Origin of the sequence: Winogradskyella marincola (assembly GCF_029624125.1) — a bacterium.
Lineage (GTDB): Bacteria > Bacteroidota > Bacteroidia > Flavobacteriales > Flavobacteriaceae > Winogradskyella > Winogradskyella marincola.
The window spans coordinates 455,689-473,044 of the sequence record NZ_JARSBN010000003.1 but is presented as its reverse complement, the minus strand read 5'-3'; the positions used below and the strand labels follow the sequence as shown (position 1 = coordinate 473,044).

Sequence of the window (17,356 nt, the reverse complement as noted above, 5' to 3'; positions counted from 1 at the left end):
GATGATTTTTGTTTCTGTAATAATACATTTACATTAGCGTAAAATAAGAATTAATGGCAGGAAATTCCTTCGGAAAACTTTTTAAACTCACAACGTTTGGCGAATCTCATGGTGAAGCTATAGGTGGAATTATTGATGGATGTCCTTCGGGTTTAAAATTAGATTTTGATGCAATTCAAAACGAATTAGATAGACGTAAGCCAGGTCAGTCTAAGATAGTAACACAACGTAAAGAACCAGATACAGTAGAATTTCTATCTGGTGTTTTTGAAGGTGTTACAACAGGAACTCCAATAGGGTTTGTTATAAAAAATACTAATCAAAAGTCTAAGGATTATTCGCATATCAAAGATGTGTATAGACCTAGTCATGCAGACTACACCTATGACAAGAAGTATGGTGTACGAGATTACAGAGGTGGAGGAAGAAGTTCTGCACGTGAAACAGCAAGTAGAGTAGTGGCTGGTGCTATAGCTAAGCAAATGCTATCTTCAATAAAGATTAATGCTTTTACATCATCTGTAGGAGATATTTTTATAGATAAACCTTATCAGGATTTAGATTTTAGTAAAATTGAATCTAACATTATCCGCTGTCCAGACGAAGCTTCTGCAGAACGCATGATAGCTAGGGTTCAAGAAGTAAAAAAAGAAGGAGATACAATTGGTGGAACCATAACATGTGTGTTGCAAAATGTGCCAGTTGGCTTAGGTGAGCCTGTTTTTGATAAGTTGCATGCCGAATTAGGAAAAGCTATGTTATCTATAAATGCAGTAAAAGGTTTTGAATATGGAAGTGGTTTCTGCGGAGCAAAAATGATTGGTAGTGAACATAATGATAAGTTTAATGAGGATGGAACTACACAATCTAATCTTTCTGGAGGTATACAAGGCGGAATAAGTAACGGAATGGATATATACTTTAGAGTAGCCTTTAAGCCTGTTGCAACAACATTGCAAAAACAAGAGACTATAAATAGCAAAGGAGAGACTGTAGAAATGCAAGGTAAAGGCAGACACGATCCTTGTGTTGTGCCAAGAGCTGTGCCCATAGTAGAGGCTATGGCTGCTTTGGTTTTAGCAGATTACACACTTCTGCGTAGGCAGGAGTCTAACGACTGGAAGTAAAAGATTAAATAAAAGATATTACCGTTTTAGCGGCAAAAAAATATGAAGAAACTAGCATTACACTGGAAGATTATTATAGGAATGGTTTTAGGAGTGCTTTTTGCACTTTTAATGATAAATTTTGAATGGGGAGCACAATTTGTAAAAGATTGGATAAAACCGTTTGGAACTATTTTTATTAATTCTCTTAAATTGATAGCTATACCTTTAATTTTGGCTGCTTTAATTAAAGGAATTACCGATCTAAAAGACATTTCTAGCCTCTCTAAAATGGGAAGCAGAACAATAATAACCTATGTGTTAACCACTGTTATTGCTGTATCCATAGGACTGATTGTTGTTAACCTGGTAAAACCTGGTGAGACTATAACAGAAGAAACCAGAAACGAACTTGTAGAGGCTTATGCAGCAGATGCAGCTGCAAAAAAAGAAGCAAATATGGAGCAACAAAACAAAGGGCCGCTTCAGCCACTTGTAGATTTAGTTCCTGATAATATTTTTGAAGCAGCCAGAAGCAATAGCAATATGCTTCAAGTTATTTTCTTTGCGGTATTTTTTGGTATTTCATTGATTCTTATTCCAGAAGAAAAAGGAAAACCGGTTAAGGACTTTTTTGATGGAGTTAATGATGTTATTTTAAAAATGGTTGATCTTATAATGCTCGCAGCACCATATGGTGTATTTGCTTTATTGGCAGCATTAGTTGTAGAATCACCGAGTGCAGACTTGTTTGCTGCGTTGGCAATGTATGCGCTTTCTGTTATTGGCGGCCTACTCATCATGGTTATAATTTATGTGTCAGCTGTTCGTTTATTTACAAAACGATCACCAAAATTCTTTTTAAATGGAATTTCACCAGCACAATTGTTAGCATTCTCAACAAGTAGTAGCGCAGCTACACTTCCGGTAACGATGGAAAGAGTTACAGAACATCTTGGTGTAGACGAAGATGTTGCAAGTTTTGTATTACCTGTAGGAGCTACTATAAATATGGATGGCACAAGTCTATATCAAGCTGTTGCTGCATTATTTATAGCACAGGCTTTTGGTATTGATTTAACGTTTGGTACTCAGTTAGGCATAATTGCTACAGCTACATTGGCATCTATAGGTTCTGCTGCTGTTCCTGGTGCAGGAATGGTTATGTTAGTTGGTGTACTAGGTTATGCAGGAATACCAGAAGCAGGATTAGCATTAATATTTGCGGTAGATAGACCTTTAGATATGTGCAGAACAGTCATTAATGTTACTGGAGATGCTTCTGTTTCTATGCTTGTCGCAAAATCTCAAAATAAACTTCATGAACCTAAACCTAAGGAATGGGATGACAACTTTGATGCTGTAAAATAATTTTCTATTGTAATAAAATTCTTAAATTAGGCAGTTCATTAACCAACTAAATCCAAAATTGATGAATATCTGCTTCATAATGTATCCTTGGGAAACTATAGATCCTGAAAATGATACCACTTTAGCTTTAATAAAAGAATGCGCTAAGAGAGGCCATGGTGTGGCTATGTGTACACCAGCAAATCTTACTATTAGAGATAGTGTAACAAATGCGTTTTGCAATGTTATAGGTAGAATGGATAAAGTCCCTTCTACGCTAAAGTCATTTTATAATAAGGTGAAATTAAGAGAGGAGATGTTGCCTTTGGCAGGTTTTGATGCTATTTTCTTTAGAGCAAATCCACCTTTAGACCCAATAATGCTTAATTTTTTAGACTCTGTAAAAGATGATGTGTTTATTGTTAACTCATTGCAAGGCATGAGAGAAGCAAACAATAAGTTATACACAGCAGCATTTGGTGATGCACATAGTAATATTATTCCTAACACACATGTGTCTAAAAATAAGAGGTATCTAGTACGTCAGATAAAAGAATCTAAAGCAGATAAAATGATCATTAAACCACTAAACGGTTTTGGTGGTTCTGGTGTTATTTTGATTGAAAAGTCAGCAATGAGCAACATTAATTCATTGTTAGATTTTTATATATCTAATTCTGATGGTACTTCTAATTATGTGATATTACAAGATTATATAGAAGGTGCAGACCAAGGCGATGTAAGAATCTTAATGCTAAATGGAGAACCTGTAGGTGCCATGAAACGTGTTCCTGGTTCAGACGATCATAGGTCTAATGTTACTGCAGGAGGCTCAGTACAAAAACACTCACTTACTAAAGCAGAGAAAGCACTTTGTAAACAAATAGGACCAAAATTGGTTAAAGACGGTCTTTATTTTGTAGGCATCGATGTTATAGGTGGTAAATTGGTTGAGGTTAATGTAATGTCACCTGGAGGAATCACATATATCAATAAAGTTTATAAAAATAAAACGAAGGTTGAAGAAAAAGTGATAGACTTCTTAGAGAGTAAGGTGCTCGATAAACTTCAAGCTTTTGATAGACGTACTAGACTACGTAAAACTGTGGATGAAGCGTAGTATTATGCAATCCGCTTTGGTTTCAGTAGAATGGTTACATTCTAATCTTCAATTGTCTGGTCTAGTACTATTAGATGCTACAATTAACAAACAGATAGATGAGGATTCTGAAAGAATTCCCGACGCTCGTTTTTTTGATATAAAACAGAAGTTTAGTGATATAGAAGCGACCTTTCCAAGTACTTTGCCTAGTGCTCTACAATTTGAAACTGAGGCAAGAACTTTAGGTATAAATAACGATTCTTTCATTGTTGTTTATGACGATAAGGGTATTTATTCTTCTGCCAGAGCCTGGTGGTTATTCAAAACTTTTGGTTTTAATAACGTTGCTGTTTTAGATGGAGGTTTGCCAGAATGGAAAAAGCAAAATTTTCCAATAGAAACATACAAAGAAGAATCTATTGATAAAGGAAATTTTACCTCTAGTTTTCAACCAGAATTAATGACAGATTTTAAAGGTGTTAATCAGTTTTCTAAGGACGATAAAACTCAAATTTTAGATGCACGCTCTTCACTTAGGTTTCAATGTTTGGTAGATGAACCAAGAGAAGGCTTAAGACGAGGTACTATTCCAAATTCAAAAAATCTGCCTTACACCGAACTATTTGATGGTAATATTTTAAAATCTAAAGTCCAACTTTTAAAAATCTTTGATAACTTAGTAGAGCAAACAACAAGAATAGTGTTTAGCTGTGGCTCAGGAATTACAGCATGTATTTTAGCTTTAGCAGCAACACAATGTGGTTATAAAAATCTTGTTGTCTATGATGGTTCTTGGACGGAATATGGAACATTGAAACCGTAATGTTTAATACTTAAATAATATAACTAAAAAAAGAAGCCTGCTATTGCAGATAATATTATGAAAACAATTGACTGGACCAGAGACGAACTTGTAGCATATATTTTACTTTTTGCTGCACATTCAGATTTTAAAGAAGATAATCATGAACGCAATGTCATTATCTCTAAAGTAGATATGAATACGTTTCAAGACATACATGATGAGTTTGATAAAGACAACGATTATCAAGGTATTCAGAAAATTATGACCAGTCTGCGTCAACATAATTACGATAGAGAAGATGTTGAGATTTTACTAGAAGATATAAAAATACTATTCTTTTCAGATGGCGAATTTAATATCAATGAGCGTAATATGCTTAAATCATTAGAACGACTCTTTAAAACTTTGTAATGGATCGACTTTCAATACATGAAATTATAGCTAAAATTGAGGCAGAAGAGACCTTTCATGCTGTTTCTGATGATTATTCTTTCACTTTAAAGGTAGATAAATACGTGCCTTATGTATGTGGAGCTGTGCATGATGGACACCAATTTAGACAAGAGCTTTGGGATAATTGCCTGCACACCGAATATGATAGATGGTACGAGGAAGATCCTGAAACTAAAAACATGATTATTTCTCACCCAATCTTAATTTCTGGTTGCGATTCTAGGTTTGAATATGATCTTAATAGAGATCCCAGTAATGCTGTTTTTGATACAGCTTGGGGAAAACAACTTTGGAAAAGCCCTTTACCTAAAACAGATAAAACCAAAAGCCTACAAAAGCATGCTAATTTTTACCAAGTCGTAAAAGCTTTAATTTCTAAGATTGAAGAAAAATTTGGTGTATGCATAGTCTACGACATGCATAGCTATAATTGGCAGCGTTGGGATAGGGAAGTGCCAACTTGGAATTTAGGAACCTCTAATATAGATAATACTCGTTTTGGAGAGCAGGTAGAATCTTGGAGACAAATGCTGGCAAGTATTGAGTTGCCTCATGATATAAAACAAACAGCAAAGGTTAATGACACCTTTCAGGGAAATGGATATTTCTTAAAATTCATTACCAATACTTTTGAAAATACTTTAGTTTTGGCAACCGAAATAGCTAAGGTTTACTGCGATGAGTATAAACAGGTTATTTATCCTGAAGTTGTTGCTGCAGTTGAACAACAATTAAAAGTTTTAATACCTAAGCACGCAGACGAATTTTACAGAAAGTTTAAGGCCTAATGTCTCAAATAAAAACGACACAAGAATTTCAAGATTTGTTTGATATTGATGCCAATCTTAATCGATTGGTAAAGAATATTGAATTACTCAACTATATAAATCCTCAGAATATTGCTGCTGAAAAGAAAAAGTTTTTTTCAGCAAAGTACAATTATGAGCCAGAGTTTAATTATCCTAAAATGCGATTTAATGGCTATAAATTACATCGCTTATTTTTTTCGCAACGTTTAGAGCGAATAGAAGATGATGATATTAGACAATTGTATGAAGATATTATTTACGAATATTCTGGGTTAATAGAATGTATAGAGACTATTGGTCAGGGTCGTAAATTTTACTACAACAGTCTTAAAAGCTATGGCACACCAACAGAGAAAGATATAGAAAACGCAAAATTTATTCTTCGTTTTGATGATTCTGAGTTTGACGAAGAAATGCTTCCGATGTATAACGCAAGTGAAGCGAAAGATTATTTTGACACGTTTTCTAAGCGTTATGACTTTAAGTACAACATAAAGATTTCAAACAATCTTTCTGCAGCTGCAATGGTGCTCAACAATACACAAACCTTAGTGTTGAGAAAAAGCCATAAGTACAGTCTAAATCAACTTAAAGTTCTGTCTAACCATGAGATTGGAGTACACATGGTAACTACATTTAATGGTTTAATACAACCTTTAAAGGTGTTTTCTAATGGTTTACCTAATAATGTAGAAACTCAGGAAGGATTAGCTGTGTTTTCAGAATTTATGAGTGGTTGCTTAACAATTGAGCGTTTAAAAGAGTTGGCTTTTAGAGTAATTGCTGTAGATAGTCTCAATAAAGGCTATAATTTTTCTGACACATTTCATTTGCTACACAATCAGCACAAGCTAAACCGAGATAAGGCTTATGCAATAACGCTTAGAGTACACAGAGGAGGTGGTTTTACAAAAGACCATTTATACCTTAAAGGCATTAGAAACATTTACAAATATGCTAAATCCGGAAATGATTTAGGTATTCTTTTAACAGGTAAAGTTAGTCAGGAATATATACCTACAATGAATAAATTGATAGATTTAGGTTTAGCAATACGACCAAAGTATTATACAGATGCTTATGTGGTTAATGATAATACCAATCCTAACTTAGATTTTATTTTGAAGAGTTTGAAATAAAAACCTCAAAGCCAAATACTTTCTATCTTTATTTTAAGACACCTAAAGAAGTTAGACATGTTTCTTTTAAGAATTTAACTCGTTCCTAACTAACAGAAGTTAGGGTTAAACTGAAAATTTTATTGCTTTGAGATTTAAAAATTACTAAGCTTAAAAACTAATTAACTTTAAAAAAAAGCTCATGTTCAAAACTATTTGATAATCAGTATTTTTTAAATCAAGAATGAGTAATACTACTATTTAGAGTAGGGAAGTGGCTTTATTAATTAGTAAAAATGTAGCTTATGCTATTTTATGAGCATTAACATACTTTAACAATAATAATGGGTTTATGTCGAGTTTTTTAATCTTAGACAATCGATTGTTATACATTTGAAGAAACAAAATTGTGCTATTAACCAATTCGAAATTTCCCTCAAACCGAATTGAATTTTGTTTGAGTTAAATTAGTTTTAAGTAAGTTGTTAATTTAAAGAAGGCCTTTTAGAATCGATTTTTAGAAGGCTTTTTTACATTAAGAATTTAGCTTTCAATTCTGGAGTAGGTATCATACAAGCTTCCTTTTTACCATACCATTTATAACGATTTTTTGCAACATAATCATACACCCAATTTCTAACAAAAGCAGGTATAACAAGAAATATAGCCATTAATTTTGTAGGAAAATTTAATTGTTTGGCAACTTGTAAAGCAGCAGTAGATTTAGAATACACTTTTTGCTTTTTAGGATTGTAAAGAAGAATAGAGTCTACTTTGTTGGTGTCTATTTTATACTCAGTAGTTATTGATTTTGCAATGTTGCTTTGTAATGGTGCAAATAAAAACTTATTCTCATAATCTCGCTTTATCACATATAATACACTGCTGTTGCAGAGATTGCACACACCATCAAAAAGGATTAGTTGCTTATTTTTAAGGACATCATTGGCCATGTAACAAAGATAAGATTTAGAAAAGTATTTAAATTTTAAATAATAGAGTCTTAAGCCTATTATTTTTTAGCTTCTACCAATTCTAGCAGATCTACACTAACATTAGTTATAAACAAACCATAGTTTACTGTTGCTTTACCTTTTTCTATATCATCTATACTTCCTACAGCTTTGCCATCATGCATGCGTACACGATCACCAACCTTAAGGATAGGTTTAGGTTTTTCTACAACAACTTCTTTCTTTTTAGCTTCCTTTTTCTTTTTTCGGATAGCTTCAACCTTTTTCTCAGCTTCTTGTTTTATCTGCTTTTTCTTAGCTTTTTCTGCACGTTTTTGTTTTGCTGATACTTTTTTTCGTTTAGAATTTTCAATCTGAACTAAACGAAATAGCTCAGCCATTAATTCACGCTTTTTCTTGTTGTTCTGAAATTTTTCAGCCAAGTCATTTACCTTTTGACCAAGATAAATTAAGCGTTGGTTACTATCGTACAACTCTTGAAAGCTTTCTAATTTTTTCTGAATCTTCTCATTAGTTTCTTCTAATTTTTCAGCTTCAGAAAGTTTTTTCTTTTCGTTTTCTTTTAGTGAACGTTCGGTACGTTCTAGCTTGCTTCGCTCTTTTTGTAGTTTAGCAATTGTAGCATCGAATCTCACTTTACCACGTTCAATCTTCTTTTTAGATTTGTTGATTAAACTGTATGGTATGCCGTTCTTCTGAGCAACTTCAAACGTAAAAGAACTTCCTGCCTGGCCAGTTACCAATTTGTACATTGGTTCTAAACTCTTTTCGTTAAAAAGCATATTAGCATTTTGCATGTTTGGCAACTCGTTAGCTAACAACTTTAAATTAGAGTAGTGGGTTGTTATAATACCAAAGGCTTCACGTTCGTAAAATACTTCTAAGAATGTTTCTGCTAAAGCTCCACCAAGTTCCGGATCACTACCAGTACCAAATTCATCTATTAAAAAAAGCGTTTTTTTATTGACTTTTTTTAAGAAGTAATTCATTTGCTTTAATCGGTAACTATATGTGCTTAAATGATTTTCTATGGATTGATTATCGCCAATATCACTCACCACACGATCAAAAAGGCAAGCAGTACTTCGTTCGTGCACAGGTATAAGTACTCCGCTTTGTAACATGGCTTGTAAAAGCCCAACTGTTTTTAGTGTTATACTTTTTCCACCAGCATTTGGCCCAGAAATAACGATAATTCGGTTGTTGCTACTTAGCTCTACAGACTGCGGAAATGTTTTTTCACCTTTTTCTTTGTTAGTTAAATAAAGAAGCGGATGGTATGCATCTTTTAAAAAGAGCGTGCGTTCGTTGGTGATTTTTGGTAAAATGGCATCCATGCTTCTGGCGTATTTGGCCTTTGCAGAAATAACATCTACCTTGGTTAAAAACGTTTGATAATCATTAAGAAGAGGAAGAAAAAGCCTTATATAATTGGTTAATTCTTTAAGAATTTTAATGACTTCTTCTTTTTCTTCATATTCTAGATTATTAAGTTCTCTGGTGTGTTGTAATGTAGTTTCTGGCTCTATGTAAACAATGCTACCAGTTTTGCTTCCTCCCATTATAGCACCTTTTACCTTGCGTCTGTACATGGCTTTTACAGCAAGTACACGTCTGTTATCTACTACAGATTCTCTTATGTCGTCTAAATAATCTAGACCATGGTATCTTGTTAATGCTGAAGAAAAACTACTGTTTATTTTTCCTTTTAACTTCGTAATTTCTTGTCTTAACTCCGATAATTGAGGCGAAGCTTCGTCCTTTATGTCTCCAAAACGATCTACTACAGCATCAACTTGCTCTATGATAGCTGTATTAATTTCTATATGACTACTGTATTGATTTAATTTTGGATAGTATTCTTTAAATTTTTCTAAAAACTTTACAATGCTGTTTGATGTCAAAGACATGCTAACCAACTTTTGCAGACTGGCAACTTCTAAATAGGTGTTTTCTATATTAAGAAGTTTTATTTCTTTTGAAATTGTCTCAAATCCATGGTTAGGAATGCGGTTATCATTTTCAAAAGATGATAAGTATTCATTTACATAATCTAGTTCTCTAATAAGTTGAGTCTCTACCTCAATAGGTCGTACATTTAGTACAGCTTCTTTGCCCAAAGCTGTTATTGTGTGTTCAGAAATTTGTTCTAAAACCGTAAAAAATTCGAGATCTTTCAAGGTTTTTTCATGAATACGTATCATGAGGTATTTAATTTTTTAGAGTTGCAAATTTAGGGTAAATGTTGTGATATGCCTAACACTATATAAAGTGCTATTTCTTATTTTTGAGAAAATTAATATTTATGAATGTTGATATTCATCCAAGTTGGAAACCCTATTTGCAAACAGAATTTAATAAGCCTTATTTTAAAAGTTTAACAGATTTTGTGAAAACAGAATACAATAATCATCTGTGTTTTCCTGATGGTTCAGAGATATTTAATGCTTTTAATCATTGTTCGTTTGATGATGTTAAAGTGGTTATAATTGGTCAAGATCCTTATCATGGTGTTGGCCAGGCTAATGGTTTGTGTTTTTCTGTTAACGATGGTATTCCGCATCCTCCTTCATTAATTAACATTTTTAAAGAAATAGAAACTGATTTAGGTATTCCGTATCCAAAAAATGGTAATCTAGTTCATTGGGCAGACCAAGGAGTTCTTTTGCTAAATGCCACATTAACGGTTAGAGCTCACCAAGCTGGAAGCCATCAAAAAAAAGGGTGGGAGCAATTTACAGATGCGGTTATAAAACTTATAAGTGAGAAAAAACAAAATGTAGTATTCTTACTTTGGGGAGGTTTTGCTAAAAAGAAGAAGAAGTTAATTGATATGTCTTCTCATTCAATATTAGAAACAGGACATCCATCTCCATTGAGTGCTAACAGAGGTTATTGGTTTGGGAATAAACATTTTAGTAAAACTAACTCCCTGTTGCAGCAAGTTGACCAGTCGATAATTGATTGGAAACTAGAGTAGGAGTAGGCTTTTGAACACGTATAACACGTTGTTTTTTTGTTTCAACTTTCTTAGAAGTTTTGTTGCAACTGAATATTAATAATAAAAAGTTAACAGCGACTAAAAAGGATAGAATCAGAGTAATTGTTAAAATCATATTAGTCTTTTTCTGGATTAATAGCTTAGACTTGGTTAAACAAATGTAACTAAAAAATTGAAATACTGAAAGTTATGAGTTAAATCTGTAAGATTTAACTTTAAAATGCTTTATAAGTATCTATCCTTTTTACCTGTGTTTTCTAGTGTTTTGGCAGGTTTTTAGTTTTAAATATGACTTTAGTTAAATACTTCGAAATGAGCTCTAAATCTTATATACCAGCTCTGAATAATCTACTTTTTTAGGAATGATGTCTAAATTAAATAGTTGTTCTTGCACATTATTTATAGTCTTTTTGTCCATGACATCTTGAGACCATTCGGTTAAAGACAGCCACTCTTGTACATCTTCAATTTCTTGATCGTAACGGTTAGAAATTGTTCTATCTATACTAGGAATAGACTTAAAGTCTGATGTGGTTGTATTAATGATATCTAGTATAGTTTTTAGATCGTCTTCATTATTTTTTATATACTCGTCTCTTACAGCAATAACAAAACATGGCCAAGGAGAAGGGCAGACACCAACACGTCTAAAAGTACCATCGTCTACCAAAGGTTTTGTGGTAAATTTTTCCCACATAAAATAGTCGGCATCACCATTTGTTAGGCCTTCAACAGCGCCATTTAGGTTTTTTATGACTTCGAAATTAAGATCAGTGTCGAGATTCCAGTTGTTGTTTTTAGCGTTAATATAAGCCATTAAATGAGAGCCAGATCCATAACGGCTAATAGCAGCTCTGGTGCCTTTGATATCTTCTATGGTTTTAAATTTAGAGTTCTCAGCAACATGAATTCCCCAAATTAAAGGAGTCTCTACAAAGGTTTGTACTATACTCGATGGATTGCCATCTATAATATCTTTAATTATACCTTCGGTTAAAATTACAGCAATATCAATGTCTCCAGAACGTAAAGCTTTGCACATAGCACCTGTGCCACCATAATAATCGTGCCAACGAAGATTAATACCTTCTGCTTTGTATTCGCCATTTTTAAGGGTTAAATACCAAGCTAAATTAAAATGTTCTGGAACTCCTCCTATATTTACTTTCTTCATACTAATACCCATCAAAATGGGTGTCTCATTTAATTATACTTTTCTTATTAGACACTTTGACTGTTCTGGTGCTAAAGCTACAGCGATATGTGTGTCTCATTGCAACACAGTTTTAGATATTTACTATTCGCTCTAAAGCATATAAAATTAATTTTTCTACTGTGCCTTTAGGATCTTTACTAAAATCTCCGGTAGCTCTGTTAGCTATTATAGCATTTAAAGATAAAGCTTCATGGCCAAGTAATTTTGATAACCCATAGATAACGGAGGTTTCCATTTCAAAATTTGTGATTCTAAATTCTTTGTGATTGAAATTATCTAATTTAGAATTTAAACTAGCATCATGCAATGGCAGTCTTAAAACCCTTCCTTGTGGTCCGTAAAATCCGCCAGCAGTACCTGTCATACCTTTGAACATAATATCACTTTCAAAATATTTTTCAAGGTATTTACTGTTATTAATAATTATTGGTCTTGCTTTATTTTTATCCCAATTAGTATGTTCTATAAATGCGTCTTCAATTTCAGGATTGCTAATACCTTTTATTTGGTAGAAGTGAAGCATACCATTGATATCTAGTCCGTGAGAGCTTATTAAAAACGCATCTACAGGTATATCGGCTTGTAATGAGCCAGATGTACCGATTCTTATAATGTTAAGGCTGGTTAGCTGCGTTTTTGGCTTTCGTGTTTTTAGATCGATGTTTACTAATGCATCTAATTCATTAAGAACAATATCTATATTATCTGGACCAATACCAGTAGACAAAACAGTTATTCTACGGTCTTTATAATAACCTGTTTGCGTTTTGAATTCTCGCTTTTGAGTACTGAATTCTATACTGTCAAAATGTTTTGTGATTTTCTCTACACGATCTTGGTCACCAACAAAAATGATGGTGTCTGAGATGTTTTCTGGTTTTAAATTCAAATGATAAACACTTCCATCTGGATTTAATATAAGTTCTGAATCTTTAATTGACATGTAATATGGTCTTTACAAGTTTGTTTTGGTCTACGCTAAACTGAAATTCTAATCGATTAACACCTCCGTAGGTAATATCGTTATTAACTTCTGTAGCGAAATTGTGTTGTCTTAATAATGCTTCGTGCCCTTTTCTGTTGAGTTTAAGACTTGTATCATCTTCATCAAAAAAGATACTAAGTTTTTCTATTAAACGACTATGTTGTGAGTCTCCAAAACCATAATAGCCTTGGTAGTTGAGACTGTAGCCTAGCAAATGATGCTTAGATCTTATTTCATTATCTCTAACAATACGAAGTATATTGTCTTCTAATACACTAAGTCCACTTTTTTGATGAGGAAAACGTTTTAAATGAGCTTTTAAACAATTACTCATGTATTTAAAGCTAGACTCTTTTACAATGTATGGTTTTAGGATATTATGATCTTTACCACAATACGTTCGCCACAGAGTAATTGCTAATTCTTTATCTTCATTTGTTAACCTTACACGTTTATTGTAATGGTCTAATAATTGAGAACGAGAAAGTTCACCAAGACCTTTTAGGCTTTTTTCGCCTTCCACACGTCCACTACAAATAAGGTATAGAGGCTTTTTTATTTCTCTTTGGTGCAATAAATTTAAGACTCCTAAAAGATTAATATGGCAAAACAAATCATATTCAAACCAAAGATGAATTTCATCATATTTATCTACGTTATCTAGCTTAGATAGCTCTTTTTTAAGTTCATGTTCATCAACTTCGATATCATAATATTCTTTTAAGAACTGACCTCGTATTTCAAAAAACTCATCAGAGTCTATCTTTGGAATGGTAGGACCTTCGCAAAGCATTTCTTGCCAAGTTAAAATATCGTCATTAAAATCTAGATCTCTTAAATATTCGGTAAGCACACTACCATTGGTAATATGAAGAATTTGTTTGGTCATAAGATTAGCCTCCAACGCGTTTTACATTAAAACCTTTTTCTTTGAGAAGGGTCATTATTTTGTCTCTATAATCTCCCTGAATAATAATTTTATCATCCTTAAAACTGCCACCAACACTTAGTTTGGTTTTTAGCTCTTTTGCAAGCTTTTTAAAGTCTTCAGTTGCACCAGTATAACCTTCGAGAATGGTTATTGGTTTTCCTTTTCGTTTTTCGTACTTGCAAATAATAGGATCATCCTGTAACCAAATGTTACTTTTTGTTTCACTATTATCATCATTAGAAGGTTCCGGAACGTGATCTGGAAATAGATTTTTTAATTGATCTTGCAGGTCCATTATTTTTTAATCAATCCAAGTTCAATTAAACGCTCATTTAAAAATTCGCCAGCTGAGATGTCTTCATATAATTTAGGGTTGTCTTCGTCAACACAACTGTCTAATACATCCAGTTTCATTTCGCTAATTGGATGCATAAAGAAAGGAATAGAGTAGCGCGATGTTCCCCAAAGTTCTCTAGGTGGATTTACAACACGGTGTATTGTAGATTTTAATTTGTTATTAGAGTGTCTGGATAGCATATCTCCAACATTTATCATTAATTCGTCTGGTTCTGCTATAGCATCTAACCATTCGCCATCATGTCTTTGCACTTGTAAACCTCTACCTTGAGCTCCCATTAAAAGTGTAATAAGATTAATGTCTCCATGAGCAGCAGCTCTTACAGCATTTTTAGGTTCTTGAGTAATTGGAGGGTAATGAATTGGTCTTAAAATAGAATTACCATTGTGTATGTAATTATCAAAATAAGTTTCTTCTAAATCTAGATGTAATGCTAGTGCGCGTAACACATATTTAGCTGTCTTCTCTAGCATTTGATAGGTTTCTTTTCCTACTTTATTAAATTCTGGAAGCTCTTTTACTTCAACATTTGCAGGATATTCTTTTTTACGCTCTTCATCATCTTCAACATATTGTCCAAAATGCCAAAACTCTTTTAAGTCACCTTCTTTTTTTCCTTTAGCACTTTCTTTTCCAAAAGACACATAACCTCTTTGACCGCCAATACCAGGTATTTCATAACTTTCTTTAACCTCAAGCGGTAATTCAAAAAAGTTTTTTACTTCAGCATAAAGTCTATCTACTAATTCATCATCTAAAAAATGTCCTTTTAAAGCTACAAAACCTATGTCTTGATATGCTTTACCAATTTCATCAATAAATTTTTGTTTTCTATTTGGGTCTTCTGAAAGGAAATCCTTTAAATCTACGCTAGGTATTCTATCCATAGGAATTTTATTTTAAAAAATTAAGTCAATATACAAAAGTAACGAAATAGTAGTAAATTATAATTATGATGTAAATACATTTACAAAGTAGATTATATAATTTTGATGCATTTTATTTACATTTGAAGCATTAGAATTTATAACATATGCCAACCATAACCAAAAGCATCATAGAGTACGATAAGCGCAATTTAAGTGATAAAGTATTATTAAAACTTTATTATAACATGTTGAGACCTCGACTAATAGAGGAAAAAATGTTAATACTGCTTAGACAAGGCAAAATATCTAAGTGGTTTTCTGGTATTGGGCAAGAGGCAATCTCGGTTGGTGTAACAATGGCTTTAAAACCAAGCGAATATATTTTGCCAATGCATAGAAATCTTGGTGTTTTTACAACTAGAGAAATTCCGCTTCATCGCTTATTTTGCCAATGGCAAGGAAAATCTAGTGGTTTTACAAAAGGTAGAGATCGTTCGTTTCATTTTGGAACACAAGAATACAATATTGTAGGTATGATTTCTCATTTAGGACCACAACTAGGTGTGGCCGATGGTATTGCTTTAGCAAATCTTTTAAAAAACAAAGAAGAAGTTACAGCAGTTTTTACAGGTGAAGGTGGAACAAGTGAAGGAGACTTTCATGAAGCGCTAAATGTAGCTTCTGTATGGCAATTGCCAGTAATTTTCTGTATAGAAAATAATGGTTATGGTTTGTCTACTCCTACAAATGAGCAGTATTTCTGTAAACATTTAGCAGATAGAGGCAAAGGTTACGGTATTGAGTCTTTTATTATAGATGGAAATAATATTATTGAAACGTATTCTAAAGTAAAAAAACTAGCAGAAAGTATTAGAAAACGTCCAAGGCCTATATTAATTGAGTTTAAAACATTTAGACGTCGTGGCCATGAAGAAGCTAGTGGTACTAAATATGTACCACAAGAATTAATGGAAGAATGGGAAGCTAAAGACCCAATAGAAAATTTTAGAAGCTACTTGTTTAGTAAAAAAATATTATCAGCTGAAATTGATGATAAATATGTTGCTGAAATAAAAGCTGATATTGATGCTTCGCTTGAGTCTGCTTATGCAGAATCTGAAATTATACCAAGTGAAACTAACGAGTTAAATGACATATACAAATCATTTGATTATAAGGGTTGTAAGCCTGGTCCTGAAGTGAAAGAGCTACGTCTAGTTGATGCCATTTCTGAAGGTTTAAAGCAGTCAATGGAAAAGCATGATGACTTAGTAATTATGGGTCAAGATATTGCTGAGTACGGAGGTGTATTTAAAATTACAGAAGGTTTTGTAGAACAATTTGGTAAAGATAGAGTAAGAAATACACCAATATGCGAATCTGCAATAGTTGAAGCTGGTATGGGTTTATCTATAGCAGGTATGAAAGCTGTTGTAGAAATGCAATTTTCTGATTTTGTAACATCAGGTTTTAATCCTATAGTAAATTATTTAGCAAAATCGCACTATCGCTGGGAGCAGCAAGCAGATGTTGTGGTTAGAATGCCTTGTGGTGCAGGTGTTGCAGCAGGTCCTTTTCATTCGCAAACCAATGAAGCTTGGTTTACCAAGACTCCAGGACTTAAGGTAGTTTATCCTGCATTTCCTTATGATGCTAAAGGTCTGTTAGCTAATGCTATTAATGATCCAAACCCAGTTTTGTTCTTTGAGCATAAAGCTTTATATAGAAGTATAAGACAAGATGTACCAACAGATTATTACACTTTGCCTTTTGGTAAAGCGGCACTACTAAAAGAAGGTGAAGCAGTTACAATTATTACATATGGATCTGGCGTACATTGGGCTTTAGAGACTTTAGAAAATAACTCAAATATTTCCGCTGATTTATTAGATCTAAGAACACTTCAACCCTTAGATAAAGAAGCAATTTTAAACTCTGTAAAAAAGACAGGAAAAGCTATTATTCTACAAGAAGATAGTATGTTTGGTGGTATTGCGAGTGATATTTCTGCAATGCTAATGGAAGAGTGCTTTGAGTATTTAGATGCGCCTGTAAAGCGTGTAGCGAGTATGGAAACACCAATTCCGTTTGCACCACAATTAGAACAACAGTATTTAGCTAAAGGAAAATTTGAAAGTGCTTTAAAAGAACTTTTAAATTACTAGTTACATAACCAGTTCGCTACATCTGTTGTCATTATTTTTTACATTGAAATATCTTGTTGTCGATTAAAATTGCTTTTGGTCGATTGGATATTAATTGATAATTATATTGCTCGC

16 protein-coding genes are annotated in these 17,356 nt (G+C 33.1%); 9 read left to right on the top strand and 7 right to left on the bottom strand.

What is annotated here, in order from left to right; translation table 11 throughout:
• The first annotated feature begins 53 nt into the window (after positions 1 to 53).
• The 7 genes from aroC to P7122_RS07700 all read left to right on the top strand — a co-directional run bounded on the left by aroC (position 54) and on the right by P7122_RS07700 (position 6,764).
• Positions 54 to 1,127 (top strand): chorismate synthase, encoded by a 1,074-nt coding sequence (gene aroC, locus P7122_RS07730; protein WP_278005206.1) that lies wholly within the window; start codon positions 54 to 56, stop codon positions 1,125 to 1,127.
• A gap of 42 nt (positions 1,128 to 1,169) precedes the next feature.
• Positions 1,170 to 2,477, top strand: a complete 1,308-nt coding sequence (locus tag P7122_RS07725) for a dicarboxylate/amino acid:cation symporter (RefSeq protein ID WP_278005205.1) — start codon at positions 1,170 to 1,172, stop codon at positions 2,475 to 2,477.
• A gap of 61 nt (positions 2,478 to 2,538) precedes the next feature.
• Entirely contained in the window at positions 2,539 to 3,576 is a 1,038-nt protein-coding gene (gshB, locus tag P7122_RS07720) for a glutathione synthase (protein ID WP_278005204.1), read from the top strand.
• A complete protein-coding gene (locus tag P7122_RS07715) occupies positions 3,533 to 4,381 on the top strand; it encodes a sulfurtransferase (RefSeq protein WP_278005203.1) in 849 nt (282 codons plus the stop codon). Before gshB ends, P7122_RS07715 begins: the two co-directional genes overlap by 44 nt.
• A gap of 57 nt (positions 4,382 to 4,438) precedes the next feature.
• Positions 4,439 to 4,774, top strand: a complete 336-nt coding sequence (locus tag P7122_RS07710) for a hypothetical protein (protein WP_278005202.1) — start codon at positions 4,439 to 4,441, stop codon at positions 4,772 to 4,774.
• Positions 4,774 to 5,604 (top strand): N-formylglutamate amidohydrolase, encoded by an 831-nt coding sequence (locus P7122_RS07705; protein WP_278005201.1) that lies wholly within the window; start codon positions 4,774 to 4,776, stop codon positions 5,602 to 5,604. The genes P7122_RS07710 and P7122_RS07705 overlap by 1 nt, the downstream gene beginning before the upstream one ends.
• The gene (locus tag P7122_RS07700) at positions 5,604 to 6,764 is read left to right on the top strand and encodes a peptidase MATCAP family protein (protein WP_278005200.1); all 1,161 of its coding nucleotides are present in this window, start codon (positions 5,604 to 5,606) and stop codon (positions 6,762 to 6,764) included. The genes P7122_RS07705 and P7122_RS07700 overlap by 1 nt, the downstream gene beginning before the upstream one ends.
• A 509-nt stretch (positions 6,765 to 7,273) precedes the next feature.
• Here the strand turns inward: P7122_RS07700 and P7122_RS07695 are convergent.
• Positions 7,274 to 7,696: a thiol-disulfide oxidoreductase DCC family protein gene (locus P7122_RS07695; protein ID WP_278005199.1), complete on the bottom strand. Its 423-nt coding sequence runs from the start codon at positions 7,694 to 7,696 to the stop codon at positions 7,274 to 7,276.
• A gap of 59 nt (positions 7,697 to 7,755) precedes the next feature.
• Positions 7,756 to 9,921, bottom strand: coding sequence for an endonuclease MutS2 (locus P7122_RS07690; protein ID WP_278005198.1), 2,166 nt, complete (start codon positions 9,919 to 9,921; stop codon positions 7,756 to 7,758).
• A 101-nt stretch (positions 9,922 to 10,022) separates the two neighbouring features.
• On the opposite strand from P7122_RS07690, the gene P7122_RS07685 reads away from it, so the two are divergent.
• A complete protein-coding gene (locus P7122_RS07685; RefSeq protein WP_278005197.1) occupies positions 10,023 to 10,697 on the top strand; it encodes a uracil-DNA glycosylase in 675 nt (224 codons plus the stop codon).
• Positions 10,698 to 11,037: 340 nt separating this feature from the next.
• Here P7122_RS07685 and P7122_RS07680 read toward each other — a convergent pair whose 3' ends face one another.
• From P7122_RS07680 to P7122_RS07660, 5 genes are all read right to left on the bottom strand, one after another.
• Positions 11,038 to 11,892 carry a substrate-binding domain-containing protein gene (locus P7122_RS07680; RefSeq protein ID WP_278005196.1) on the bottom strand — a complete coding sequence of 285 codons (855 nt, stop codon included), beginning with the start codon at positions 11,890 to 11,892 and terminating at the stop codon, positions 11,038 to 11,040.
• 112 nt (positions 11,893 to 12,004) lie between these two features.
• Entirely contained in the window at positions 12,005 to 12,877 is an 873-nt protein-coding gene (locus P7122_RS07675) for a nucleoside phosphorylase (protein WP_278005195.1), read from the bottom strand.
• Positions 12,867 to 13,808, bottom strand: coding sequence for a DUF1835 domain-containing protein (locus P7122_RS07670; protein WP_278005194.1), 942 nt, complete (start codon positions 13,806 to 13,808; stop codon positions 12,867 to 12,869). Before P7122_RS07670 ends, P7122_RS07675 begins: the two co-directional genes overlap by 11 nt.
• A gap of 4 nt (positions 13,809 to 13,812) precedes the next feature.
• The gene (locus P7122_RS07665) at positions 13,813 to 14,145 is read right to left on the bottom strand and encodes a translation initiation factor (RefSeq protein WP_278005193.1); all 333 of its coding nucleotides are present in this window, start codon (positions 14,143 to 14,145) and stop codon (positions 13,813 to 13,815) included.
• On the bottom strand, positions 14,145 to 15,095 hold the full coding sequence (locus P7122_RS07660) for an isopenicillin N synthase family dioxygenase (RefSeq protein WP_278005192.1): 951 nt from the start codon (positions 15,093 to 15,095) through the stop codon (positions 14,145 to 14,147). Before P7122_RS07660 ends, P7122_RS07665 begins: the two co-directional genes overlap by 1 nt.
• 146 nt (positions 15,096 to 15,241) lie before the next feature.
• On the opposite strand from P7122_RS07660, the gene P7122_RS07655 reads away from it, so the two are divergent.
• Entirely contained in the window at positions 15,242 to 17,242 is a 2,001-nt protein-coding gene (locus P7122_RS07655; protein WP_278005191.1) for an alpha-ketoacid dehydrogenase subunit alpha/beta, read from the top strand.
• Positions 17,243 to 17,356 lie beyond the last annotated feature (114 nt).